We start from the raw sequence: 25841 nt of genomic DNA, 5'->3' as shown, positions 1-25841 counted from the left end.
GGTATAAAGTTAATGGCTTCTCCTCGTTTTATTCATCTACGTGTTCACAGTGACTACTCCATGATTGATGGGCTGGCAAAAACCGGCCCATTAGTGAAAAAAGTCGCCGCCATGGGCATGCCTGCATTTGCCATCACGGATTTTACTAACCTTTGTGGGTTAGTGAAGTTTTATGGTGCGGCTCATGGTGCAGGTATTAAGCCAATCATTGGGGCTGATTTTTATATGGAAAGTGAGCAACTTGGTGATGAGGTTGCTCACTTAACGGTTCTGGCTCGCAACAATGAAGGCTATCAAAACCTCACCTTACTTATCTCCGAAGCTTACCAAAAAGGCTATGGCGCAATTGGTCCAACTATCCATCGCGATTGGCTCATCAAACATAAAGAGGGTTTGATCCTACTATCAGGAGGTCGAAAAGGGGATGTGGGGCAGTTTCTACTCCGCGGTAACCAAGCATTAGTGGATGAGAGCTTAGCGTTCTACCAAACCCACTTTCCTGATGCTTACTATCTTGAGCTTATTCGTACTGGGCGACCAGATGAAGAGAGCTACCTACATGCTGCTGTCGAATTAGCAACTCAGCGTGGTCTGCCTGTAGTGGCAACCAACGATGTCTGTTTCATTGAAAGCAGTGACTTTGATGCCCATGAAATTCGTGTCGCTATTCATGATGGATTCACGTTAGCCGATCCGAAGCGTCCAAAAAATTATAGTCCTCAGCAATACTTACGTACTGAAGAAGAGATGAGCGAGCTGTTTGCCGACATCCCTGAAGCATTAGAAAATAGTGTAGAGATTGCTAAGCGCTGTAACGTCACTATTCGTCTTGGTGAATATTTCCTACCGAAATTCCCGACTGGGGATATGGAAACGGAAGACTTTCTGGTCATGCGTTCAAAAGAAGGTCTGGAAGAGCGCCTTAAATTCTTATTCCCAGATGAAAAAGTCCGAGCAGAAAGACGCCCTGAATATGATGAACGTTTAGAAATCGAACTCAATGTTATCAACCAGATGGGATTCCCTGGCTACTTCTTGATCGTAATGGAATTTATCCAATGGTCGAAAGATAATGGTGTTCCTGTTGGTCCAGGGCGAGGCTCAGGTGCGGGCTCTTTAGTGGCTTATGCACTAAAAATCACTGACTTAGATCCACTTGAACTTGACCTGCTGTTTGAGCGTTTCTTGAACCCAGAGCGGGTTTCAATGCCAGACTTTGACGTTGACTTCTGCATGGAAAAACGTGACCAAGTTATTGACCACGTTGCTCAAATGTATGGGCGAGACGCGGTATCCCAGATTATTACCTTTGGTACGATGGCAGCAAAAGCTGTTATTCGTGACGTTGGACGTGTACTGGGGCATCCATATGGTTTCGTTGATAGAATTTCTAAACTGGTTCCCCCTGATCCAGGAATGACCCTTGAAAAAGCCTTTGAAGCAGAACCGCAACTGCCTGAAATTTATGAAGCAGATGAAGAGGTTAAAGCGCTAATCGATATGGCGCGTAAGCTTGAAGGGGTAACGCGTAACGCTGGTAAGCACGCCGGTGGGGTAGTTATTGCACCAACTAAAATTACGGATTTTGCACCGCTTTATTGCGATGCTGAAGGTAATAACCCCGTAACACAATTCGATAAAAACGATGTCGAATATGCAGGCTTGGTAAAATTCGACTTCCTAGGTCTGCGTACGCTGACCATTATTAACTGGGCATTGGAGATGATCAATGCCCGTCGAGCCAAGAAAAATTTAGAACCGATTGATATTGCAGCTATTCCTTTACAGGATAAGAAAAGCTTCGATATGTTGCAGCGCTCGGAAACCACGGCGGTATTCCAATTAGAATCCCGAGGAATGAAGGATCTAATTAAACGCCTGCAACCGGACTGTTTTGAAGATATGATCGCTCTGGTGGCGTTATTCCGCCCAGGTCCGCTGCAATCGGGGATGGTAGATAACTTTATCGACCGTAAACATGGTCGTGAAGAGATCTCATATCCTGATGTAAATTGGCAGCACGAATCATTAAAACCTGTTCTAGAGCCAACTTATGGTATTATCCTATACCAAGAACAGGTTATGCAGATTGCTCAGGTTTTAGCGGGCTATACTCTCGGTGGCGCGGATATGTTGCGTCGAGCGATGGGTAAAAAGAAACCTGAAGAGATGGCAAAACAGCGCTCTGTTTTTGAGGAAGGTTCCATCAAAAATGGGGTAGATGGCGAGTTGTCGATGAAAATCTTTGACTTGGTGGAAAAATTCGCCGGTTATGGGTTTAACAAGTCACACTCCGCTGCCTATGCGCTGGTTTCGTACCAAACATTATGGCTAAAAGCTCACTATCCGGCTGAATTTATGGCTGCAGTAATGACTGCGGATATGGATAACACGGAAAAAGTAGTCGGGCTGGTTGATGAATGTTGGCGTATGGGCTTGAAAGTATTGCCACCAGATATCAATAGTGGGTTATATCACTTCCATGTGAATGATGAAGGTGAGATAGTTTACGGCATCGGCGCTATTAAAGGCGTTGGTGAAGGTCCAATCGAAGCGATTATTGAAGCTCGCCAACAAGGTGGGATCTTTAAAGAAATTTTCGATCTTTGTGCTCGTGTGGATATTAAAAAGATCAACCGCCGCGTGATGGAAAAGCTGATCATGGCAGGGGCATTCGACCATTTAGGCCCTCACCGAGCGGCTTTAATGTCATCCCTTGAAGATGCATTAAAAGCGGCAGATCAGCATGCGAAAGCAGAAGCTATCGGGCAAGGGGATATGTTTGGAGTGCTTGCCGAAGCCCCAGAGCAGGTTGAAAGTTCTTACGCGAGTGTGCCGAAGTGGCCTGAGCAAGTCGTGCTAGAAGGTGAGCGCGAAACTTTGGGTCTCTATTTGACAGGTCACCCAATAACGCGATACTTAAGTGAGATAGAGCGTTATACAAATGGTTTGAGATTGAAAGATGTGAACCCAACCCCTCGTGGTCAAGTGACAACTGTGGTAGGTTTAGTGCTCTCTGCCAAAGTGATCACCACCAAACGTGGAAACCGAATTGGGATTTGCACGCTCGATGATCGTTCCGGTCGTCTGGATATTATGCTATTTTCAGATGCGCTGGATAAATACCAACATATGTTGGAAAAAGACAATATTTTAATTGCCACCGGTCAGGTCAGCTTTGATGATTTCAATGGTGGTAATAAAATGACAGTGCGCGAATTGATGGATATCGGAGAAGCAAGGGAAAAGTATGCGCGCGGCCTTGCAATTTCACTGTCCGATAAACAGATTAACGATCAATTACTGAATCGGCTTCGTAATGCGCTTGAACCTCACCGTTCAGGCACGATACCGGTTCACTTGTATTATCAGAAGGATGATGCCAGAGCTAAGCTTAAGTTTGGCGTTGTTTGGCGTGTAACACCCGTGGATCCCCTTCTGAACGACCTTCGAACTCTGCTGGGTAGTGAGCAGGTAGAATTAGAATTTGACTAAAATAGGAATATTATGAGTCTGGACTTTCTTGATTTTGAACAGCCGATTGCTGAATTAGAGGCGAAAATCGATTCCCTAACTGCAGTTAGCCGTCAAGATAACAACTTAGAAGTCAACCTAGATGAAGAGGTTGCTCGTTTACGTGAAAAAAGTGTTGAACTGACACGTAAGATTTTCTCTGATCTGGGGGCTTGGCAAATTGCTAAACTCGCTCGTCACCCACGTCGTCCATACTCTTTGGACTACATTTCCCGTATTTTTACAGATTACCAAGAGTTAGCGGGTGATCGCGCGTATGCCGATGACAAAGCGATTATTGGTGGTTTAGCTCGTTTAGATGGGCGTCCAGTGATGGTTATTGGTCATCAAAAAGGCCGTGAAACGAAAGAGAAAATTCGCCGTAACTTTGGTATGCCAGCACCAGAAGGCTACCGTAAGGCACTGCGTCTGATGGAAATGGCTGAGCGTTTTAACCTGCCAATTATTACGTTTATTGATACTCCGGGTGCATATCCAGGTGTTGGTGCAGAAGAGCGCGGTCAATCCGAAGCGATTGCACGTAACTTACGTGAAATGTCTCGTTTATCCGTTCCAGTGATCTGTACCGTGATCGGTGAAGGCGGTTCAGGTGGTGCATTAGCGATTGGTGTGGGTGATAAAGTGAATATGCTGCAATACAGCACCTATTCCGTTATCTCACCGGAAGGTTGCGCATCTATTCTGTGGAAAAGTGCTGATAAAGCACCATTAGCGGCTGACGCGATGGGTATTACGGCGCCTCGCTTAAAAGAGCTGAAGCTAATTGATAGCGTGATCCCTGAACCTCTGGGCGGCGCTCATCGTAATTACGATGAAATTGCAGAATCTCTGAAAGCACAAATCACGCAAGACTTGAATGAGTTAGAAACTCTGGATGAAGAAGCACTGAAAAATCGCCGTTATCAACGTCTGATGGGATACGGTTACTGCTAATTAGCTAACCTATTCAGTGTAATCCAGCCTATTTTGAAACGGGAGTCGGTTTAGCCAGCTCCCGTTTTTTATGGCTCATGCTTTAGTTTTCATATTTATTAATCAATGATCATAAGCTTAATTATCCAAATTATCATATTCAAAAATTAGTATTAAAAAATAGAATGTTTTTAATGTCTCGCTTATTTAATTTTTAGAATTACAGTTTGAATATATTTCTCTCATTTTTATTTTTAACGCTATTCATTTAATTTTATGAATTTAATGTGTTAATAATATAAATATCCGTCGTGAGAAATCTTCCATTCCAAAATATTCCACAAAGAAAACGTTATATGAATACGCCAGTAAGAGGTTTTGGATGTAAGTCGCGAGGGTGTGCTACCAGCGCATGTCGCCAGTAACTCGCAGTTTGATGGAACAACCAGTGTAATCTATTCTAGTACGTAGTAAATTGTCGTCCCTTAATTAACTATACTCTCTATTACTTCATATTTAATCCAATTAAGTCCATTCTTATTATTAATCTAGACATGTAAGTTCTATTCCGAAATAAAATGGCAATAATGATTATGGTGTTTCTTTCGTTATTTAAATGGCCAGTATTTATTCGCCTGCTATTAACAATGGAAATATACCCATTATGAAAAAACACCTTAAAGGAAAGCATAAAGGATAGAACAATGTTTTTTGGTATTAACCGCTACAGCATCAAATCATTTCGGATGCGTTTATTACTTTCCATTTTACTACCCGCATCCATCATGCCAGTCGGCTCAGTATTTGCTACCGGATTGGCGGATAAGGAGGAACGAAAAAAACTAAATCAAACGCGTACATCGCATAGTGCTTTTAAAAACCTATCTGAAGAAGATGAAAGTGATATTTCGAGTACAAACTCTGTAAAGACAACAGACAAAAATACGGCTGTAAATAGGTTGACTGACGAACAGGATAGCCAGATACAGAATTGGTTGTCTCGTACGGCCCCTAACTTTTTCGTGGCTATGAATACAGAAAGTGCCGAATCGTACCTTTCCAGACAAGCCAAGAATATGGCAGTTAGCGAGGCTTCATCCGCAGTGGAAAGTTGGCTGAATCAGTTTGGTACAGCCCAGATTGGCGTACAGCCGGGAGATAAGTTATCACAGATCTCCGTATCCGCTGACATGCTATTGCCTCTATATCAGAGTCCTGACTGGCTGGTATTTACCCAATTCGGTGGTCGAAACCTTGATGATCGTACCACCCTGAACTTAGGTGCTGGGGTCCGTCGATTCAGTGACCAATGGATGTATGGTGTAAACACTTTCTATGACATTGATGTTACTGGTAATAATCGCCGAGCGGGTATTGGGGGAGAGTTATGGTCTGATTACCTGCATTTATCTGCCAATGGTTATCTGCGACTCAATAGCTGGCATCAGTCACGGGATTTTGCTGACTACGATGAACGACCAGCCAACGGGTTTGATATAGCCGCCAGTGGCTGGTTACCGTCTTATCCGCAGCTCGGCGGCAAGCTGAAATATGAACAATATTTCGGAGATGAAGTGGCGCTGAAAGGCAAAGATAGCCGCAGTAAGGCACCAAAAGCGATGACGATGGGAGTGAATTATACACCTTTCCCATTAGTGACTTTCGGTGCTGATTGGCGCAAAGGAAAAGGAATGAATGAGCTTCAGCTTCAGGCACAGCTTAACTATTCATTCGGCGTGCCTTGGAAGGATCAAGTCTCACCTGCTGCGGTGGCGAACCTGCGTACACTCCCGAGCAACCGAATGGCACTGGTTGAGCGTAATAACCACATCGTACTTGAGTATCAAAAACAAGAGCTTATCAGCCTCATTTTGCCTCAAGTAATTCGTGGTCGTGGCGCAAGCCTACAGTTAGTGAACGCGATTTTGAAAGCAAAATACGGTGCTGATCGCGTGGAATGGGGAATGCTGACAGAATTTTCAGCCAAAGGTGGGAAAACGCAGTCTGTTGGCAAAAGTTTGACTGCTTGGCAGATGCGCTTACCTGCTTGGCAAGCGGGTTCTACCAATACTTATACCTTGAGCGCGAGAGCATGGGATGGAAAGGGGAATGCGTCAAAACTGGTCTATGTAAAGGTCATTGTAGATGCAGGACTTTCTGCCCGTCACTCCAGCCTGACGGTAGGTGCAGGCGCACTGAATGTTTCTGAATCTGACACGTTGACTTTGACCGTGCGAGATGACCAAAACGCACCGATGACGGGATTAGCTTCAGCTATTCAGCTGCCATTTACCTTTATGACACACAAAGGCGGGCCATCCCTGCCATCTTCAAAAAGTGGCGTTAAGTTGGCTGCATTGAAAGAAGCGGCACCTGGAGTTTATACCACCACAATAACCGCCGGAAATCTTCCCGGTACCCTCACTTTTAATCCACAGGTCGAGGGGATCAGTATGACTCCGATGGTGGTAGAAGTGATGGCCGCACCCGTGGGAATACAAATATTTCGTAACGGCACTGCCATGAAAGGGAGTCCAGTGGTTGGCGATGTCCTGACCGCCACACCTGATTGCCAAGTTAACTGCATTCTACCGACTGCTTGGCAGTGGGAAATGGAGACAACTCAAGGGTCAGGACAGTATCAAGCAATAAACGGCGCTACCGCCATGACATACACCGTTACAGCAGATATGCAAAAGCGCAAGTTGCGCGTAACAGCACAATAAATACACCCATAGGGTATTTTTAAAATAAAAGGTAACAATTTGATGAGTAACAATAAGCAAACAATCCCAATGATCCGCCAAGGTCAATTATCTATTCTGATTACTGGCGCAGTTCTGAGCATGGCTGTCAGTACGTCAGCCCTCGCAGCCTCAATTACCTCCTCTGAGACGCAATCAGTTATCGGTCATGCACCAGTACTGTCAGCCGGTTCTGTTAAAGCGACTGACGTTAATGGTGACGGTGTGTTAGGAGAGGGAGATAAATTGACGGCATCAGGTTTTAACTTCAGCGATGCGGATGGCGATAAGCAAACAACTACTGTCTATGAATGGTTTGAAGGTAATAATGTCATTAGAGGCACGACGGGTGATTCGCTGACACTGACAGCTGCATTGCTGGGGAAAACTATCACGGTTAAAGCGGTTACAAATACTGACTCTGCGATTACTGAGCCATCAGTGAGTATACCCGTGGCAGCGGCAACTTACATCGATATCAATAACACCCCAGTATCAGGCGGTCAAGGGATCCCAACTGTGGGTGGCAACATTGTGAAATCGGTCACCATTTCGGGTCTATCAGGGGCTCGACCACTAGTCGGTGATAAGCTGAAGGCTGATGTCACCTGTCACGGCACCTGTGATAACAATCTGAATTATCAGTGGCAAATTGAGAAATCCGTAAATTCGGGCACATACGAAGATATCGTGGCGGCAACAGCGTCGGAGTATACGGTTAAAGGCTCTGAGCAAAAACGAAAAATTAAGGTTGTTGTTTCTAACAAATAATCAGTATGAGCCGCAGCGGAATGATTTCGTTGCGGTGTTTTTTATAGCACACAGCGGCAACAGAAGAGGATATTCATGAAATGGCTGTTAGGACAAAAATTAACTTTATTCTTCGGCTGATAACGTTGACAGCAGGGTTGGTCATCGGAGAAGGTGTGTCTGCTTCTGTGATCGAAGTTGATGCCAAAACACCACCGGTCATCGGGCATGAACCCGTAGTCAGTGAGGTTAAATTTGATAAAACTGAACCTACTGTCACGGATAAGGTAACAGCCATCCCAACCATTATCGATATGGATAATGACTCGACTGATGCCACAAAATATCAGTGGAAATTGGATGGTGTTGATATTTCAGGCGCCACGCAAAATAGCTATACACTGGTACCAGGCGATGGTAATGGAAAGGCGCTGACGGTGGTGGTAACACCGCAGACTGACCCAAAAATTACTGAACCAGCAATAGGCGCCACGTTTACGTCATCAGCCATCACCACTAAAGGGCTTGCACCAGAGGCACTTGATGTGAAAATTAATGGCATGCCGTTACCGGGAGAGTCACTGACTGGGCATTATAGTTACTACGATGGAGACAGTCCGAGGGATCTTGAGGATACCTCAGCTAGCAGTGGGACTCGCTTAGAGTGGATTTGTTCTCGTGGCGGTAATTCACAGACTCTGGCAACAACCCAGAGTTATACCCTGCAAGATGCCGATGTAGGGTGTGAACTTTCTTTTAACGTCACTCCTCGTTCGCTAAGCGGAACGCCAAATACAGGCGTGCAAGCTCAGTCGAAGGTGGTCAAGGTGACTAAAACAGTACCAAAACCAGTGATACGGATATTTAACGGCAATCAAATAGGAGATCGTTCCGGACCTGGATTTAATGTAGAGATTGAACATGATTCCGTTTATAGCCCTATTGATACGATAGTCGCCCAGAAACACATTAGAAGATGGCCACTGGTATCAAGTGGCATGCTCCAATATACAACGGGTGATAGCACTGGTAGTGGTTCAATTACCACTTATGATGGCAGTATGATGAAGTTTGGAGATAATGTAGACGGCCTTAAAGGGGAGGTAATTTATGTTTTTTTCACCATTCATTTAGAAAATGGATCAAGAATATTAGTTTCAACACCTGACCTAGTACTACAGTGAAATGGCATTGTAGTGGTACCGTTAATTTTTCTTCCCCGCTTAGGCGGGGTTTTTCTTGCTAACTCGATATCTTTTCCCTTGCACCCCATTTACATCTGAATATCCTTAAATATAGATGCAGATTTTTCTTGTGATTATGTTCGGTATATTATGTTTTAGCGCTAGAAAAATCGTAAAAATAATGGGGAAGGGCAGGTTAATGGCCGAAGAATCAGCAATTATTGTTGAGCACGTTTACAGTAAAATAAAAAACTTTCAAAAAATTCTGGTTGGATTCAGTGGCGGCATTGATTCTACCGTACTGTTGCATGCCCTTTATCAAATCAAAAATAGCATAAATCCTTTACTCCAAATCCGCGCCATTCATATTCATCATGGTTTAAATATTCAAGCGGACAAATGGGAAGTTCACTGCGCTTCGTTATGTCAGCAATGGGATATTCCGTTTATTTGCCAGCATGTAACTGTAGATAGCGCTCAGATTGGTGTTGAAGCGGCTGCAAGAACTGAACGTTATCAGGCATATCGTGATGAGCTATTCGACGATGAGATTTTGGTGACGGCTCAGCATCTTGATGACCAAGCTGAAACATTCATGCTGGCGCTTAAGCGAGGCAGCGGCCCCGCAGGGCTTTCAGCGATGCCGGAATCACTCCCTTTTCAAGCAAAAAGTGGAAAAACAGTTCTATTACGTCCTTTGCTTTCTATTTCTCGACATGAATTAGAAAACTATCGAACAGAGTATCAACTTCCTTGGGTTGAAGATGATAGCAATCAAGATGACCGCTATGATCGAAACTTCCTGCGTTTGCATATTATGCCAAGATTATCTGAACGCTGGCCGCATTTTGCCAATGCCGTCTCTCGCAGTGCATCATTATGTGCAGAACAAGAGGCATTATTGGATGAATTACTGCAAGATTCACTTGATGACATCATCGATTATCGTGGTGGACTGTATATTGATGGCTTAATTCATTGTTCTGTTGCCAAGCGTAATGCATTGATTCGTCGCTGGATTGGTCTTCACCAACTCGCTATGCCGCCATTTAATCAATTGGAACGGATTTGGCAGGAAGTGGCACTTGCCCGGCAGGATGCAGAACCTATCTGTCGCTTGGGTGATGTGGAAATTCGCCGTTATCAAGGGGCTCTGTGGGTGGTTAAGCGCATTAATAACCTGATGGGAAAACAATATCAGTGGGATTATCCAGAGGATTATCTCTTACCTGAGTCACTGGGAACACTGGTTGTGATGGATGGAGAAGGGCAGATCCGCCCACCACAAGAAACGGAAAAAGTGACAATTCGCTTTGGATTGCAAGGCTCACTAAATATTGTCGGTCGCCATCGTTCACGTAGCAGCAAGAAAATTTGGCAAGAGCTGGGCGTTGCACCGTGGATGCGAGAAAGAACCCCGCTCATTTACTATAACGAAACACTAATTTGTGCCGTGGGCTGTTTTATTACACCTGACGGATTTGTAGGGAAAGATAATATTGGCATGGCTATTGATTGGCAAAATTCTGAATTTGGGACAAATAACAGCGAATTTTCTAGCGAGTGATTCAATTATTCGCCTCAAAATTAGAAACCCCTTATGACTGTGACCATCATAAGGGGCATAGAAGAAACTCAGAAAAACGAGTATTAGTGAGAGTGGTCGACAACGATAGTGCCGATTTCAGGATGACTGAAGGATGAGATAATATCCAGTCGTAGCTCCTTGGTTCCTTCCTGCGTAATCAGGACGAGGTACTCAATTTTTTTTCGTAGGAGCAAATCACTGGCTTGCCCTTCAATATTCTCGCCGTCATTAAGCTTAATTTGCAGCTTTAATTGACGCTGGCATGCGATTTCTAGATATTCGTAATCATCACAATTGATTGGTTGATATTCATTATCTGTAGACATATTCCCTCACCACTGTGTTAGTGGCGGTTATTGCCGCCTTGAACATGTTTGTATTATCTAAAAACACTAGCATTTATCGACTAAGCATTTACCGATGAAATAAAAAGCTAAATCAAAAGTGCTTCGCTCGATAATAGCATAGTAATTTAATAACTATAATCAGTGACGTGGGAAAAGGAAAATTCTTATTCACTAAACTGATATCTTTAGCTGGTTATTTATCCGATTGTAAACTTTTGCATACCTTATTTTTTTATTCGTTGAGATGTTATGATGTATTAATAAGCGAAACAGTGATAATTGAATGATCTGAAGGGAATTATAATGAAGAAAGTACTTTTATTAGCTCTTATTTCAGCGGGTGCTGTGGCATTATCCGGCTGTCAAAGCAGTGTCAATGAAGCAAATTTTGCGCCTGTAGACCATGTTTATAGTGGTGTACTTCCTTGTGCGGATTGTTCGGGTATTGAAGCAACATTATTAGTGAATCCAGATGGTAGCTATGTTGAGCAACTGCTTTATTTAGAAACCCGTGAAGGGAACCAAATGTTCCATGAAACAGGGAACTGGTCTAGCGCGGAAAATGTATTAACATTAACTAACTCAAAAGCAGAGCGCACATACTTTGCACAATCTCCTGATAACCAGTCAATCACATTGTTAGATTTAGAAGGCAAAGCGATTGAGAGCTCAATGAACCATACCTTAAAACAGGTTACTCCAAGTAAAAAACGTGGCGAATACCGTTATATGGCTGATGCCGCTGTATTTACTGAATGTGGTTCTGGGCGTAAATATGCAACGTCAGGCATTGAGCTAGAGAAAGCCTATAGTGATACCGATGTGGATGGCGGTACGCCAGTGTATTTAGAAGTGGATGGTTTCTATTCTATTCGCCCATCTATGGAAGACGGTCAATTTGATTCTGCATTTATTCCTACAGGGAATATTCAGTTTGATAAAACCCGCTCCTGCAAATAACCTGAATTCGTTTTGGTTATATTGTAAAAAGGCTTAGTGACAATAAAAAAGCTCAGAGACAGTAAAACTGAACTCTGAGCTTTTTGTATTTAGGTTAACGTAACGGTTATTTAGCTAATTTTTCTTTCAGGAAGCTAACTACGTTATCTAAACCAACCAGCTGTTTATCATCACTGCGGCGTGATTTATATTCAACTTGGTTAGTATCTAAATTACGATCACCAATGACGATAGTGTACGGAACACCAATCAGTTCCATATCGGCAAACATCACGCCCGGACGCTCTTTACGGTCATCGAAAATAACATCGATACCTTGTGCTTTCAGGTCTGCATACAGTTTTTCAGCAACTTCTTTAACGCGATAAGACTTATGCATGTTCATTGGCAGGATAGCAACGTGGAACGGAGCGATAGCGTCAGGCCATACAATACCGCGCTCATCGTGGCTTTGCTCAATCGCTGCTGCAACAATACGCGTTACACCAATACCATAGCAACCCATTGTCACGATTTGGTTATGACCTTCTTCGTTCTGCACAGAGGCTTTCATTGCTTCGGAATATTTTGTGCCTAACTGGAAGATATGACCTACTTCGATACCGCGTTTGATTAACAGGGTACCTTTACCATCTGGACTTGGGTCACCCGCTACCACATTACGCAGGTCGTAAACTTCCGGCAGTGGAAGATCACGTTCCCAGTTGATGCCAAAGTAGTGTTTACCATCAATATTTGCACCTGCACCAAAGTCGCTCATCACCGCAACACTGCGGTCAATGACGATTGGCATTGGCATCTTCACAGGACCTAAAGAGCCTGGACCTGCGTTAACGGCTTTGCGGATCTCTTCTTCTGATGCAAATTGCAGTGGGCTTGCCACTAATGGGTGTTTTTCTGCTTTGATTTCATTAAGTTCATGGTCGCCACGAATTAACAGGGCAACTAAGGTATGACCAGAGTCTTTCTCGGCATGAACAATCAGAGTCTTAACTGTTTTCTCGATTGGCAGATTGAACTGTTCAACTAATTCAGCAATTGTTTTTGCATTTGGTGTATCAACTAAATGCATCTCTTGGCTTGGTGCTGCACGTTGAACATTTGGCGCAACCGCTTCAGCAAATTCGATATTGGCTGCAAAATCAGATTCAGTGGAGAAGACAACATCATCTTCGCCGCTTTGTGCTAAGACTTGGAATTCGTGAGAAGCGTTACCACCGATAGAACCGGTGTCTGCCTGTACCGCACGGAAATCAAAGCCAATGCGGGTAAATATTTTGCTATAAGCTTGGTACATTGCATCGTAAGTTTCTTGCAATGACTCTTGGCTTGTGTGGAACGAGTATGCATCTTTCATGATAAATTCACGAGAACGCATTACACCGAAGCGAGGACGAACTTCATCACGGAATTTGGTTTGAATTTGGAATAAATTCAATGGTAATTGTTTGTATGAAGTGATCTCGTTACGCACTAAATCAGTGATAACTTCTTCGTGGGTTGGGCCTAAAACAAAAGGGCGTTCACCACGATCTACAAAGCGCAGTAACTCAGGGCCATATTGTTCCCAACGTCCACTTTCTTGCCATAAGTCAGCAGGTTGAACGACGGGTAAAGATACCTCGATAGCGCCTGCATTTTCCATTTCTTCACGAACGATGTTTTCAACTTTACGCAGAACACGCACGCCAGTGGGTAACCAGTCATACAGACCAGAAGCAAGTTTACGGATCATCCCTGCACGCAGCATCAGCTTGTGGCTGATAACTTCTGCATCCGCAGGGGTCTCTTTTAGAGTTGAGAGCAGATATTTGCTAGTACGCATTGTATAGGTTCCATTAGAACAACAAATTATGGTAGGACTTATGCCTACCCAATAATTTAAAGCTGCTAAGCAGCGGAATAAACAGCTAGTCTACCAGTGACGATGCTTTGTCAAAAGAGGTTAACGCGATTTTTCATTACGTTCGATGGCAAACACTTCAGTGATATTATTAGTCACTCGCCAGCGCACATTGAAATCTAATAAATGAACCGCATAATCACGGGCTTCATTGGATTGTTTCTTATAGGCAGGACGTGGGTCTTGCTTTAATACTTGCTCAATAAAAGACGCTAATCCAGGATAGTGAGGTTGGTATTTATCACATTCAAGCTGAGCTTGTGCGCTAAATATAACCTGCATATCTTCTGATGGTGCTTCTTGAGCATAACCTGCTTTGGCTGTTGTGATAGCTTCAGCAAAAGGCAGATACGGTTTGATATCTACCACTGGTGTGCCATCAACTAAATCTAGGCTACCGAGTTCAAGAATGACTTGGTTGTGTTCGATAGTCACATCTTTTAATTCAACTAACGACATCCCAATCGGATTTGGTCGAAATGTTGAACGAGTGGCAAATACACCCATTTTATCGTTGCCGCCTAAGCGAGGAGGGCGTACTAGCGATTTCCAGCCACCCTCCATCGTTTGGTGAAAAACAAACAATACCCAAATATGACTAAATTGAGTTAATCCTCTAACGGCATTGGGGTCATTGTATGGCGGATGTAAATGCAAACGCCCAAAGCCGTTTTGAACCAGCCCAGGCTGGCGAGGAATAGCAAACTTTTCTTTATAAGGGGATTCGATATGCCCGATAACATTAAATTGAAAAGATTGCATAAGTTGATTATTCAACAATTTTAAGTGCACTACCTTCACATACCGTTGCTTGGTAACAACCCGGCGCTGATTTGGTTTGGCACTGATGTAATAACACGGCATCCGCAGCGATATAAGCGGCTTGCGTCAACATACTGTTTTTAGCTGAATCAAGGTTAATAGGCGGACTCTTTGCATTTTTTCTGCATGACTCACCAGATACAATACCTAAGTCGCGAAATGGCATTCCTAATAATTCTTCAGGGCTGTTCATTAATTTAATGTTTTCTGCACTGACATCTTCTTCAGTTTCTACAGGTAAAGGTTTCGATAATTTCATGCTCGAAAACCCTTTATTCATGCTTGGACTGGTGTATTGATTAATTCCGCACCCAGCTAAAACAAATGTAGCGAGGGCGAGCAAAAACAATCTCATAAATATTACCTTTTTATTATCTGCGCTAGCGCATTAATTATGTAATCGGTTTAAAGCTAATTTATTTGAAACAAATCGGTTTAATGCTTGTTGGTATGATACAAAAAAACTAGGTGACATAAAGTCACCTAGCATTTTATACACATTTTTTTTAAGAGAAAAGCTTACCAGCCTTTAACTGCTCCACCATCGAAAACTTCGTTGGCCTTTTCTGCCACTTCATTAGATTGATATGCTTGAATAAACTTCTTCACATTCTCGCTATCTTTATTATCTTCACGAGCCACAATAATGTTCACATATGGAGAATCTTTATCTTCAACAAACAGACCATCTTTTGCTGGAGTCAGTTTTGGTGTTGCACTGCTAGCCCAAGTTGTGTTGATGATAGCCAATGCAATTTTTTGATCATCCAGAGCACGTGGTAACTGTGGCGCTTCTAATTCAACAAATTTTAAGCCTTTTGGATTTTCAACAACATCCAACACGGTAGGCATTAAACCTGTGCCATCTTTTAACTTAATTAAACCTTGTTTTTGCAGTAACAGTAATGAACGACCTAAGTTAGTTGGGTCATTTGGTAGCGCTACTTGTGAACCGTCAGCCAATTCATCAATAGATTTAATTTGTTTAGAATATCCTGCAATTGGATAAATAAAGGTATTTCCAACAGGGACTAATTTGTAGTTACGGTCTTTAATTTGCTGATCCAAATAAGGTTTATGTTGGAATGCGTTAGCATCAATATCACCTTTGCTTAATGCTTCGTTTGGTAGTACGAAGTCATTGAAAGAAACTAATTCAACATTCAGACCATATTTTTCTTTAGCAACTTTTTGTGCAACTTCAGCAACTTCAAACTCTTTGCCCATGATCACACCGACTTTGATGCTATTTGGATCTTTTTGTTTTTCACCACAGCCAGCGAGAGCTAATGTTCCTAACAGCGCGCCAACTACTGCAATTGATTTTAACTTAATAGACATAATTTACCCCTTTAGACACTATTTATAGCACCTTAACTACTGTGTAGCGTTTTTTGGCGCTGCTATTGTTTCTGACTATCTAGATTACGGACTATTTATGTGACACTTTTTTCATTAGATATTCACCCGTGAACTGGATGATGAATACTAAGACAATCAATAGAACCAGAACGGTATTCATAACTAATGGATTATAAGTATAGTACCCATATTGCATTGCAATTTGTCCTAATCCACCGGAACCTACTGCACCGCCCATTGCGGAATAACCGACTAACATAATTAATGTAATGGTTGCTGCGTTAATTAACCCTGGTAAAGATTCTGGCAGTAATACTTTGCGAATAATCTGTAACGGTGTTGCACCCATAGCGCGTGATGCTTCAATTAAACCATTCGGCACTTCTAATAATGCGTTTTCAACCATGCGAGCAATAAATGGTATTGCACCAACAGTCAATGGAACAATCGCACCTTCGATACCAATCGCAGAACCCACGATGAATTTGGTAAAAGGGCTGATCCAGACTAATAAAATAATAAACGGTATCGAACGGAATACGTTCACGACAGCAGAAATAACGCTATACAGAACAGTGTTTTCCATCACTTGCCCACGACGAGTGACATAAAGTAGGACGCCTGTCGGGATACCTAAAATAAAACCTAAAATTGCAGAAACGAAAGTCATGATAATGGTATCAATCGTTCCTGAAATAAGCAGTGAAATCATTCCCTCAGACATAACCTAAAACCTCAACTTTCACATGGTGCTCTTTCAAAAATGTAATAGTGGACTCAATGCCATTTTCTAAGCCGTGTAATTCAGCCAGCATCACACCGAATTTAACGCCACCGGCATAATCAATCTGAGAGCTTAAAATATTAATATCAATATCAAATTTACGTACGGCCATTGAGATTAATGGCGCATCCACCGATTGCCCTGTGAATTCCAGTTTCAATAACGGGGAGAGATCTTTACCTGATTCTGGCTGCAAACGTTCTTTATAGTCATCTGGAATATCGATAACTAATGTCGACTTAATAAATGCTTGAGCAACTGGCGTTTTAGGGTGAGAGAAAACTTCACTCACTTTATCTTGTTCAATAAGCTGACCGCCACTGATCACTGCCACTTGATCACAAATGCGTTTCACGACATCCATTTCATGGGTGATCAATAAGATGGTTAAACCTAAGCGACGGTTGATATCTTTCAATAATTCTAAAATAGAGCGCGTCGTTGCTGGGTCTAGTGCACTTGTTGCTTCATCACACAGTAATACTTTTGGTGAATTTGCTAAGGCGCGGGCAATAGCCACACGCTGTTTTTGACCACCAGAAAGGTTTGCTGGATAAGCATCTTTCTTTTCAGATAAACCGACTAACTCTAATAATTCATCAACGCGCTGTTTAATGGTTTCTTTCGGTGTGTTGTCTAATTCTAATGGCAACGCCACGTTATCAAACACAGTGCGTGAAGATAATAAGTTGAAATGCTGAAAGATCATGCCAATTCCACGGCGTGCTTTTGTAACTTCTTTCTCTGGCAGAGACGTTAAATCTTGTCCATCAACAATGACTTGCCCTGATGTTGGACGCTCCAGCATATTCACGCAACGAATTAAGGTACTTTTACCTGCGCCGGATGCACCAATGACACCATATATTTGACCAGCAGGAACATGCAGGCTGATATCAGTCAGTGCCTGTATATTGCGGTTTCCTTGCTGGAACACTTTATTAATATTTGAGAGCTTTATCATTCTATCTTCTATTCTCTGACGAATTATATTCAAGATACTGTATCTAACATGTATTGGATGTTAAGGCGTCTAGACGTCTAAGTCAACAAAGTTTGATGGATTTATTCTATTCTCATTTCATTTCTTTTCATGAGATACTAAAAACCATTTCAGTTTGAGGAGTAAAGCAGTGAGCAAAGGCATTCCAGCAATCTTTCTAGATAGAGATGGCACAATTAATATCGACCATGGTTATGTACATCAAATTGATGACTTCGAATTTATCGAGGGCGCTATTGAAGCCATGATTGAACTCAAAAAGATGGGATATGCATTAGTTGTCGTGACTAATCAATCTGGTATCGGTCGTGGTATTTATACCGAAGACCAGTTTATGACACTGACTGAGTGGATGGATTGGTCTTTAGCCGACCGCGGTGTTGATTTAGATGGTATCTACTTCTGTCCTCATCACCCAGATGCAACAGTAGAAGAATATAAGCAAGAATGTAATTGCCGCAAACCAAAACCGGGAATGCTTTTAGATGCCCAGCAATTTTTAAACATTGATATGGCTTCTTCTATTATGGTTGGAGACAAACTTGCAGATATGCAAGCGGGTAAAGCGGCTCTTGTGGGTACAAATGTGTTAGTAAAAAGCGGCGAACCAGTTACGGATGACGCTATTGCGAGTGCAGATCTGGTGATTAATAGCCTTGCAGACCTGCCAAAAGCCTTAAAAAGCATCACAAAGTAACCATTTTGAGTGATAAATCAGCACTTGGAAATTATTTTAAAAAAAACACTTGCGAGATTTTGGGAGCTCCCTATAATGCGCATCCGTTGTCACGACAAACCGGCTCGAAGAAAACCTCGAAGCCCCGTGATAACAGAGGTGAAGAAAGAAAATAGTTGAAAATAATCGCTTGACTTTCTAAATAAAAAACGTAGTATACGACACCTCGCGACAACGACCTAAAGTCGATAATCAAAAGATTAAGTCGCACCGCTCTTTAACAATTTATCAGACAATCTGTGTGGGCACTCACAGGACACTATCAAAAAAATATTTGATTTTAAGTCTTGAAGAGTGACTAACACGTTAATTCATATATATGAACTAATAGGTGATTTGGTTTCTTCGGAAATCAAACGACAGTAAACATTCTTTGAGCATCAAGCTTTTTAATTGAAGAGTTTGATCATGGCTCAGATTGAACGCTGGCGGCAGGCCTAACACATGCAAGTCGAGCGGTAACAGGAGGAGCTTGCTTCTCGCTGACGAGCGGCGGACGGGTGAGTAATGTATGGGGATCTGCCCGATAGAGGGGGATAACTACTGGAAACGGTAGCTAATACCGCATAATCTCTTAGGAGCAAAGCAGGGGAACTTCGGTCCTTGCGCTATCGGATGAACCCATATGGGATTAGCTAGTTGGTGAGGTAATGGCTCACCAAGGCGACGATCCCTAGCTGGTCTGAGAGGATGATCAGCCACACTGGGACTGAGACACGGCCCAGACTCCTACGGGAGGCAGCAGTGGGGAATATTGCACAATGGGCGCAAGCCTGATGCAGCCATGCCGCGTGTATGAAGAAGGCCTTAGGGTTGTAAAGTACTTTCAGTTGGGAGGAAGGCGCTGATGCTAATATCATCAGCGATTGACGTTACCAACAGAAGAAGCACCGGCTAACTCCGTGCCAGCAGCCGCGGTAATACGGAGGGTGCAAGCGTTAATCGGAATTACTGGGCGTAAAGCGCACGCAGGCGGTTGATTAAGTTAGATGTGAAATCCCCGGGCTTAACCTGGGAATGGCATCTAAGACTGGTCAGCTAGAGTCTTGTAGAGGGGGGTAGAATTCCATGTGTAGCGGTGAAATGCGTAGAGATGTGGAGGAATACCGGTGGCGAAGGCGGCCCCCTGGACAAAGACTGACGCTCAGGTGCGAAAGCGTGGGGAGCAAACAGGATTAGATACCCTGGTAGTCCACGCTGTAAACGATGTCGATTTGGAGGTTGTTCCCTTGAGGAGTGGCTTCCGGAGCTAACGCGTTAAATCGACCGCCTGGGGAGTACGGCCGCAAGGTTAAAACTCAAATGAATTGACGGGGGCCCGCACAAGCGGTGGAGCATGTGGTTTAATTCGATGCAACGCGAAGAACCTTACCTACTCTTGACATCCAGAGAACTTAGCAGAGATGCTTTGGTGCCTTCGGGAACTCTGAGACAGGTGCTGCATGGCTGTCGTCAGCTCGTGTTGTGAAATGTTGGGTTAAGTCCCGCAACGAGCGCAACCCTTATCCTTTGTTGCCAGCGATTCGGTCGGGAACTCAAAGGAGACTGCCGGTGATAAACCGGAGGAAGGTGGGGATGACGTCAAGTCATCATGGCCCTTACGAGTAGGGCTACACACGTGCTACAATGGCGTATACAAAGAGAAGCGACCTCGCGAGAGCAAGCGGAACTCATAAAGTACGTCGTAGTCCGGATTGGAGTCTGCAACTCGACTCCATGAAGTCGGAATCGCTAGTAATCGTAGATCAGAATGCTACGGTGAATACGTTCCCGGGCCTTGTACACACCGCCCGTCACACCATGGGAGTGGGTTGCAAAAGAAGTAGGTAGCTTAACCTTCGGGAGGGCGCTTACCACTTTGTGATTCATGACTGGGGTGAAGTCGTAACAAGGTAACCGTAGGGGAACCTGCGGTTGGATCACCTCCTTACCATTGAAGTGTACTTGTGAAGTGCTCACACAGATTGTCTGATGAAATAGAGTAACGGTATCGATAGGCTTGTAGCTCAGGTGGTTAGAGCGCACCCCTGATAAGGGTGAGGTCGGTGGTTCAAGTCCACTCAGGCCTACCAAAATCGAATTGATGCTTCGTTATAACTCAGCTCGTTTACCAGACGTAAACGTCGCCAAGTTATGCCTTGCCTAAATTCGATTTAACTCAAAATTCTTTCTTAGTGAGAGAATCGATACTGGAATTACCTTTATGGGGCTATAGCTCAGCTGGGAGAGCGCCTGCCTTGCACGCAGGAGGTCAGCGGTTCGATCCCGCTTAGCTCCACCATAAACTTTCTGATTATTCAGAATAGATTAGAAATAGTCTATTGCGAATAATTATGCTCTTTAACAATCTGGAACAAGCTGAAAATTGAAAACAACGCACATTGTTTATCGCTTAAACAATGTGAGAGTCTCTCAAAAATCTCAACTTGAACGTGTTTTTCAAACACACAAGCGAGTGGCATGAGCGATCAGTGTGAAATTCAAGGTGGACAGCGTGCAGCAAGCGCAGCGTACATAAGTACGTGAGCATTGCGAACCCTGCCCAACGAAGAAGTTCACCACGCACAGCCATGACGTTGCGTGTCGTCTGATAAAAAGACACCTTCGGGTTGTGAGGTTAAGCGACTAAGCGTACACGGTGGATGCCTAGGCAATCAGAGGCGATGAAGGACGTGCTAATCTGCGATAAGCGTCGGTAAGGTGATATGAACCGTTATAACCGACGATTTCCGAATGGGGAAACCCAGTGCAATTCGTTGCACTATCGTTTGATGAATACATAGTCAAACGAAGCGAACCGAGGGAACTGAAACATCTCAGTACCTCGAGGAAAAGAAATCAACCGAGATTCCCCTAGTAGCGGCGAGCGAACGGGGAGCAGCCCAGAGTCTTAATCAGCATTAGCATCAGGAGAACGGTCTGGAAAGGCCGGCAGTAAAGGGTGATAGCCCCGTATCCGAAGGTGTTAGTGTTGTGAACTCGACGAGTAGGGCGGGACACGTGTTATCCTGTCTGAATATGGGGGGACCATCCTCCAAGGCTAAATACTCCTGATTGACCGATAGTGAACCAGTACCGTGAGGGAAAGGCGAAAAGAACCCCGGCGAGGGGAGTGAAATAGAACCTGAAACCGTGTACGTACAAGCAGTGGGAGCACCCTTGTGGTGTGACTGCGTACCTTTTGTATAATGGGTCAGCGACTTATATTCTGTAGCAAGGTTAACCGTATAGGGGAGCCGTAGGGAAACCGAGTCTTAACTGGGCGAATGAGTTGCAGGGTATAGACCCGAAACCCGGTGATCTAGCCATGGGCAGGTTGAAGGTTGGGTAACACTAACTGGAGGACCGAACCGACTAATGTTGAAAAATTAGCGGATGACTTGTGGCTGGGGGTGAAAGGCCAATCAAACCGGGAGATAGCTGGTTCTCCCCGAAAGCTATTTAGGTAGCGCCTCGTGAACTCATCTTCGGGGGTAGAGCACTGTTTCGACTAGGGGGTCATCCCGACTTACCAACTCGATGCAAACTACGAATACCGAAGAATGTTATCACGGGAGACACACGGCGGGTGCTAACGTTCGTCGTGAAGAGGGAAACAACCCAGACCGCCAGCTAAGGTCCCAAAGTCATAGTTAAGTGGGAAACGAAGTGGGAAGGCTCAGACAGCCAGGATGTTGGCTTAGAAGCAGCCATCATTTAAAGAAAGCGTAATAGCTCACTGGTCGAGTCGGCCTGCGCGGAAGATGTAACGGGGCTAAACTATGCACCGAAGCTGCGGCAGCGATATGTAAATATTGTTGGGTAGGGGAGCGTTCTGTAAGCCTGTGAAGGTGTGCTGTGAGGCATGCTGGAGGTATCAGAAGTGCGAATGCTGACATAAGTAACGATAATGCGGGTGAAAAACCCGCACGCCGGAAGACCAAGGGTTCCTGTCCAACGTTAATCGGGGCAGGGTGAGTCGACCCCTAAGGCGAGGCAGAAATGCGTAGTCGATGGGAAACGGGTTAATATTCCCGTACTGGTGATAATTGCGATGGGGGGACGGAGAAGGTTAGGCTGGCCGGGCGACGGTTGTCCCGGTTTAAGGATGTAGGCAGGTGAATTAGGCAAATCCGGTTCACTATATGCTGAGGTCTGATGACGAGTCACTACGGTGGCGAAGTAGCTCATACCCCGCTTCCAGGAAAAGCCTCTAAGCTCTAGATTATCATTAATCGTACCCCAAACCGACACAGGTGGTCAGGTAGAGAATACTCAGGCGCTTGAGAGAACTCGGGTGAAGGAACTAGGCAAAATGGTGCCGTAACTTCGGGAGAAGGCACGCTGGCATTAGGTGAAGTGGTTTACCCATGGAGCTGAAGCCAGTCGCAGATACCAGCTGGCTGCAACTGTTTATTAAAAACACAGCACTGTGCAAACACGAAAGTGGACGTATACGGTGTGACGCCTGCCCGGTGCTGGAAGGTTAATTGATGGGGTTATCCGTAAGGAGAAGCTCTTGATCGAAGCCCCAGTAAACGGCGGCCGTAACTATAACGGTCCTAAGGTAGCGAAATTCCTTGTCGGGTAAGTTCCGACCTGCACGAATGGCGTAATGATGGCCAGGCTGTCTCCACCCGAGACTCAGTGAAATTGAACTCGCTGTGAAGATGCAGTGTACCCGCGGCAAGACGGAAAGACCCCGTGAACCTTTACTATAGCTTGACACTGAACATTGAGCCTTGATGTGTAGGATAGGTGGGAGGCTTTGAAGCGTGGACGCCAGTCTGCGTGGAGCCAACCTTGAAATACCACCCTTTAATGTTTGATGTTCTAACGTAGCCCCGTAATCCGGGGTGCGGACAGTGTCTGGTGGGTAGTTTGACTGGGGCGGTCTCCTCCCAAAGAGTAACGGAGGAGCACGAAGGTTGGCTAAGCATGGTCGGACATCATGCGGTTAGTGCAAAGGCATAAGCCAGCTTGACTGCGAGAGTGACGGCTCGAGCAGGTACGAAAGTAGGTCTTAGTGATCCGGTGGTTCTGTATGGAAGGGCCATCGCTCAACGGATAAAAGGTACTCCGGGGATAACAGGCTGATACCGCCCAAGAGTTCATATCGACGGCGGTGTTTGGCACCTCGATGTCGGCTCATCACATCCTGGGGCTGAAGTAGGTCCCAAGGGTACGGCTGTTCGCCGTTTAAAGTGGTACGCGAGCTGGGTTTAGAACGTCGTGAGACAGTTCGGTCCCTATCTGCCGTGGGCGTTGGAAGATTGAAAGGGGCTGCTCCTAGTACGAGAGGACCGGAGTGGACGCACCACTGGTGTTCGGGTTGTCATGCCAATGGCATTGCCCGGTAGCTAAGTGCGGAAGAGATAACCGCTGAAAGCATCTAAGCGGGAAACTTGCCTTGAGATGAGTCTTCCCTGACCCTTTAAGGGTCCTAAAGGAACGTTTAAGACTAAGACGTTGATAGGTTGGGTGTGTAAGCGTAGCGATACGTTGAGCTAACCAATACTAATGAACCGTGAGGCTTAACCTGACAACACCGAAGGTGTTTTCGAGAAGAGAGATTGAGTTGATTCAATGAGAGTGGAAACCGGAAGGTAGACACACAGCTTGTTCAAGATTGATATTCTGGTTTAAGAGAAGACTTAAACGGGAATAAACAGAATTTGTCTGGCGGCAATAGCGCGGTGGTCCCACCTGACCCCATGCCGAACTCAGCAGTGAAACGCCGTAGCGCCGATGGTAGTGTGGGGTCTCCCCATGTGAGAGTAGGGAACTGCCAGACATTAAATTAGCCGAGAAGCCACCCATTGGGTGGCTTTTTTGCGTTTGGGGAAATGGAAATCGCCGAAAGGTATATCATAAACTACCTTACCATGAGTAAATCGGGGATGCTAACTCGCTAACTGCCCAAAAATATCGAATATTCTCAGGCCTCCCGCGCCATAAACGGAGCTTTCATTATCAATAATCATTGTCAGTAATGAAGTTATCTTACATATTGAGTGAAAATTGACCGTCATATGGATTTTACCTGCTTTGTGCCCTAATCAAACAGCAAATAATGTCTCTATTACGCGCACCTTTTTCCTTTTTTAAGCCATTATCTAGCATATTTATCACGGTGAATGATAGAGAATTTGATGGAGATAGTCAGACTGGCTTAGAAAGGTCACAAAAAGGAATAATAAGTTCCGTAAGATTACCGGTAAGATATTTGATATACTGTACGTGAGTCAGTCAAACCAATGCTAAACTAGCATAGTCGGCAGCAATACTGTTGTTACCAATAATACTGTTGTTATCAATTTCGTAGGGAATCCGGTACGTGGCTAAAAGAACCTATTCTGTTCGGTACATTGCGGGCGAGCCTGCAAAACGTATTCAGCCTATGCCAATCCATATGCTAGGTGATTCTCTTCCTATTGGTCTTCCTCTGTTTCCTGCGGGTGAAACACTTGATGTGGTTAGCTGGAATATTTATAAGCAGCAGCGACCCAATTGGAAATCTACGTTAGCAGAGCTCGTCAAAGAAAAGAAATTACTCTTGCTTCAAGAAGCTCAAATGTCCCCAGAGTTAGTTAATTTTGCGGCATCTCATCAACTCATTGCTGATCAAGTCCCTGCCTTACCTTTTTCTCCTCATCCATCAGGGGTAATGACTCTCGCGACAGCTCACCCTATTTATTGTTGTCCATTACGAGAAAAAGAGCCGCTATTACGTTTAGCGAAATCGGCTTTGATCACGGTTTATCCATTGCCTAATGGCAAGCATTTAATGGTCGCTAACGTACATGCCATTAACTTTAGTTTTGGTGTTGATGTGTATAGAAAGCAATTGAGTAAGTTAGGTTCTCACATTAGTAAACATGTCGGTCCCGTTATTCTCGCGGGGGACTTTAATGCATGGAGCCGTCAGCGAGTAAATGCATTGAAACGCTTTATTCGTTCAGTTGGCTTGAAGGAAGTTCTCTACGATTTAGATTTACGAACAAAAGCGTTTGGTCGTCCATTAGACTTTATGTTTTACCGCGGCTTAAAACTGAAGGAAAGCCACGTATTACAGACAGATGCGTCAGATCATAATCCTATCATTACCCAATTTAAATTAACTAATTAATACCTTTTTAAGATTATCCCACCTTATTTATCCCTGTAATTATTGTAGATTTTATTCTCTATTTTATGGGGATTCATACCTTGAAACGATTACTATCTATCGCT

Annotated in this window: 16 protein-coding genes, 2 tRNA genes and 3 rRNA genes; 14 read left to right on the top strand and 7 right to left on the bottom strand. The window is 44.2% G+C overall.

Going from position 1 to position 25841, the window contains the following annotated elements; genetic code table 11:
- Nucleotides 1–12 precede the first annotated feature (12 nt).
- The 6 genes from dnaE (at nucleotide 13) to tilS (ending at nucleotide 10691) form a co-directional block, all read left to right on the top strand.
- Nucleotides 13–3495, top strand: coding sequence for a DNA polymerase III subunit alpha (gene dnaE / locus ACY3ZI_RS16520; protein WP_487375543.1), 3483 nt, complete (start codon nucleotides 13–15; stop codon nucleotides 3493–3495).
- Nucleotides 3496–3507: 12 nt separating this feature from the next.
- Nucleotides 3508–4467 carry an acetyl-CoA carboxylase carboxyl transferase subunit alpha gene (gene accA, locus ACY3ZI_RS16515; protein ID WP_036956378.1) on the top strand — a complete coding sequence of 320 codons (960 nt, stop codon included), beginning with the start codon at nucleotides 3508–3510 and terminating at the stop codon, nucleotides 4465–4467.
- Between the two features lie 683 nt (nucleotides 4468–5150).
- Nucleotides 5151–7172, top strand: a complete 2022-nt coding sequence (locus ACY3ZI_RS16510; RefSeq protein WP_487375542.1) for an inverse autotransporter beta domain-containing protein — start codon at nucleotides 5151–5153, stop codon at nucleotides 7170–7172.
- Between the two features lie 42 nt (nucleotides 7173–7214).
- Complete coding sequence (locus ACY3ZI_RS16505) at nucleotides 7215–7961, top strand: ZirU family protein (protein ID WP_487375541.1); 747 nt, start codon at nucleotides 7215–7217, stop codon at nucleotides 7959–7961.
- 80 nt (nucleotides 7962–8041) lie between these two features.
- Nucleotides 8042–9124 (top strand): hypothetical protein, encoded by a 1083-nt coding sequence (locus tag ACY3ZI_RS16500; RefSeq protein ID WP_487375540.1) that lies wholly within the window; start codon nucleotides 8042–8044, stop codon nucleotides 9122–9124.
- Nucleotides 9125–9323: 199 nt separating this feature from the next.
- Entirely contained in the window at nucleotides 9324–10691 is a 1368-nt protein-coding gene (gene tilS, locus ACY3ZI_RS16495; protein ID WP_487375539.1) for a tRNA lysidine(34) synthetase TilS, read from the top strand.
- Between the two features lie 83 nt (nucleotides 10692–10774).
- On the opposite strand, the gene rof is transcribed toward tilS, so the two are convergent.
- A complete protein-coding gene (rof, locus tag ACY3ZI_RS16490; protein ID WP_006658392.1) occupies nucleotides 10775–11038 on the bottom strand; it encodes a Rho-binding antiterminator in 264 nt (87 codons plus the stop codon).
- A 324-nt stretch (nucleotides 11039–11362) separates the two neighbouring features.
- On the opposite strand from rof, the gene ACY3ZI_RS16485 reads away from it, so the two are divergent.
- On the top strand, nucleotides 11363–12019 hold the full coding sequence (locus tag ACY3ZI_RS16485) for a copper resistance protein NlpE N-terminal domain-containing protein (protein WP_487375538.1): 657 nt from the start codon (nucleotides 11363–11365) through the stop codon (nucleotides 12017–12019).
- 106 nt (nucleotides 12020–12125) lie between these two features.
- Here the strand turns inward: ACY3ZI_RS16485 and proS are convergent, their stop codons facing one another.
- From proS to metN, 6 genes are all read right to left on the bottom strand, one after another.
- The gene (gene proS, locus ACY3ZI_RS16480) at nucleotides 12126–13844 is read right to left on the bottom strand and encodes a proline--tRNA ligase (protein ID WP_132496495.1); all 1719 of its coding nucleotides are present in this window, start codon (nucleotides 13842–13844) and stop codon (nucleotides 12126–12128) included.
- Nucleotides 13845–13964: 120 nt separating this feature from the next.
- Entirely contained in the window at nucleotides 13965–14684 is a 720-nt protein-coding gene (gene tsaA, locus ACY3ZI_RS16475; RefSeq protein WP_487375537.1) for a tRNA (N6-threonylcarbamoyladenosine(37)-N6)-methyltransferase TrmO, read from the bottom strand.
- A gap of 7 nt (nucleotides 14685–14691) precedes the next feature.
- On the bottom strand, nucleotides 14692–15003 hold the full coding sequence (gene rcsF, locus ACY3ZI_RS16470; protein WP_230082465.1) for an Rcs stress response system protein RcsF: 312 nt from the start codon (nucleotides 15001–15003) through the stop codon (nucleotides 14692–14694).
- 260 nt (nucleotides 15004–15263) lie between these two features.
- Nucleotides 15264–16085, bottom strand: a complete 822-nt coding sequence (locus ACY3ZI_RS16465) for a MetQ/NlpA family lipoprotein (RefSeq protein ID WP_036956390.1) — start codon at nucleotides 16083–16085, stop codon at nucleotides 15264–15266.
- Between the two features lie 91 nt (nucleotides 16086–16176).
- Nucleotides 16177–16830: a methionine ABC transporter permease MetI gene (gene metI, locus ACY3ZI_RS16460; protein ID WP_036968878.1), complete on the bottom strand. Its 654-nt coding sequence runs from the start codon at nucleotides 16828–16830 to the stop codon at nucleotides 16177–16179.
- Complete coding sequence (gene metN / locus ACY3ZI_RS16455) at nucleotides 16823–17854, bottom strand: methionine ABC transporter ATP-binding protein MetN (protein ID WP_487375536.1); 1032 nt, start codon at nucleotides 17852–17854, stop codon at nucleotides 16823–16825. Before metN ends, metI begins: the two co-directional genes overlap by 8 nt.
- Nucleotides 17855–18023: 169 nt before the next feature.
- Between metN and gmhB the strand changes: the two genes are divergently transcribed.
- The 7 genes from gmhB (at nucleotide 18024) to ACY3ZI_RS16420 (ending at nucleotide 25737) form a co-directional block, all read left to right on the top strand.
- Entirely contained in the window at nucleotides 18024–18590 is a 567-nt protein-coding gene (gene gmhB / locus ACY3ZI_RS16450; RefSeq protein ID WP_132496491.1) for a D-glycero-beta-D-manno-heptose 1,7-bisphosphate 7-phosphatase, read from the top strand.
- Nucleotides 18591–19019: 429 nt separating this feature from the next.
- Nucleotides 19020–20559 (top strand): 16S ribosomal RNA (locus tag ACY3ZI_RS16445).
- Between the two features lie 65 nt (nucleotides 20560–20624).
- Nucleotides 20625–20701, top strand: a tRNA-Ile gene (locus ACY3ZI_RS16440).
- 133 nt (nucleotides 20702–20834) lie between these two features.
- Nucleotides 20835–20910, top strand: a tRNA-Ala gene (locus ACY3ZI_RS16435).
- Between the two features lie 334 nt (nucleotides 20911–21244).
- Nucleotides 21245–24150, top strand: a 23S ribosomal RNA gene (locus ACY3ZI_RS16430).
- A gap of 136 nt (nucleotides 24151–24286) precedes the next feature.
- Nucleotides 24287–24402 (top strand): 5S ribosomal RNA (rrf, locus tag ACY3ZI_RS16425).
- The 16S, 23S and 5S rRNA genes sit together here with 2 tRNA genes alongside, the layout of an rRNA operon.
- Before the next feature lie 543 nt (nucleotides 24403–24945).
- Nucleotides 24946–25737 (top strand): endonuclease/exonuclease/phosphatase family protein, encoded by a 792-nt coding sequence (locus ACY3ZI_RS16420; protein ID WP_487375535.1) that lies wholly within the window; start codon nucleotides 24946–24948, stop codon nucleotides 25735–25737.
- Nucleotides 25738–25841: the final 104 nt, after the last annotated feature.

Source organism: Providencia sp. LY12, from assembly GCF_057621555.1.
The sequence above is the reverse complement of the archived record's forward strand: the minus strand, read 5'-3'. Positions and strand labels throughout refer to the sequence as shown.

What these genes read in the sequence shown, in the direction of transcription:
- dnaE (WP_487375543.1), top strand. Translation starts at nt 13, where the DNA reads ATGGCTTCTCCTCGTTTTATTCATCTACGTGTTCACAGTGACTACTCC.
- rcsF (WP_230082465.1), bottom strand. Translation starts at nt 15,003, where the DNA reads ATGAAATTATCGAAACCTTTACCTGTAGAAACTGAAGAAGATGTCAGT.
- metI (WP_036968878.1), bottom strand. Translation starts at nt 16,830, where the DNA reads ATGTCTGAGGGAATGATTTCACTGCTTATTTCAGGAACGATTGATACC.
- rof (WP_006658392.1), bottom strand. Translation starts at nt 11,038, where the DNA reads ATGTCTACAGATAATGAATATCAACCAATCAATTGTGATGATTACGAA.
- ACY3ZI_RS16500 (WP_487375540.1), top strand. Translation starts at nt 8,042, where the DNA reads ATGGCTGTTAGGACAAAAATTAACTTTATTCTTCGGCTGATAACGTTG.
- accA (WP_036956378.1), top strand. Translation starts at nt 3,508, where the DNA reads ATGAGTCTGGACTTTCTTGATTTTGAACAGCCGATTGCTGAATTAGAG.
- proS (WP_132496495.1), bottom strand. Translation starts at nt 13,844, where the DNA reads ATGCGTACTAGCAAATATCTGCTCTCAACTCTAAAAGAGACCCCTGCG.
- ACY3ZI_RS16465 (WP_036956390.1), bottom strand. Translation starts at nt 16,085, where the DNA reads ATGTCTATTAAGTTAAAATCAATTGCAGTAGTTGGCGCGCTGTTAGGA.
- ACY3ZI_RS16510 (WP_487375542.1), top strand. Translation starts at nt 5,151, where the DNA reads ATGTTTTTTGGTATTAACCGCTACAGCATCAAATCATTTCGGATGCGT.
- tsaA (WP_487375537.1), bottom strand. Translation starts at nt 14,684, where the DNA reads ATGCAATCTTTTCAATTTAATGTTATCGGGCATATCGAATCCCCTTAT.
- metN (WP_487375536.1), bottom strand. Translation starts at nt 17,854, where the DNA reads ATGATAAAGCTCTCAAATATTAATAAAGTGTTCCAGCAAGGAAACCGC.
- tilS (WP_487375539.1), top strand. Translation starts at nt 9,324, where the DNA reads ATGGCCGAAGAATCAGCAATTATTGTTGAGCACGTTTACAGTAAAATA.
- ACY3ZI_RS16485 (WP_487375538.1), top strand. Translation starts at nt 11,363, where the DNA reads ATGAAGAAAGTACTTTTATTAGCTCTTATTTCAGCGGGTGCTGTGGCA.
- ACY3ZI_RS16505 (WP_487375541.1), top strand. Translation starts at nt 7,215, where the DNA reads ATGAGTAACAATAAGCAAACAATCCCAATGATCCGCCAAGGTCAATTA.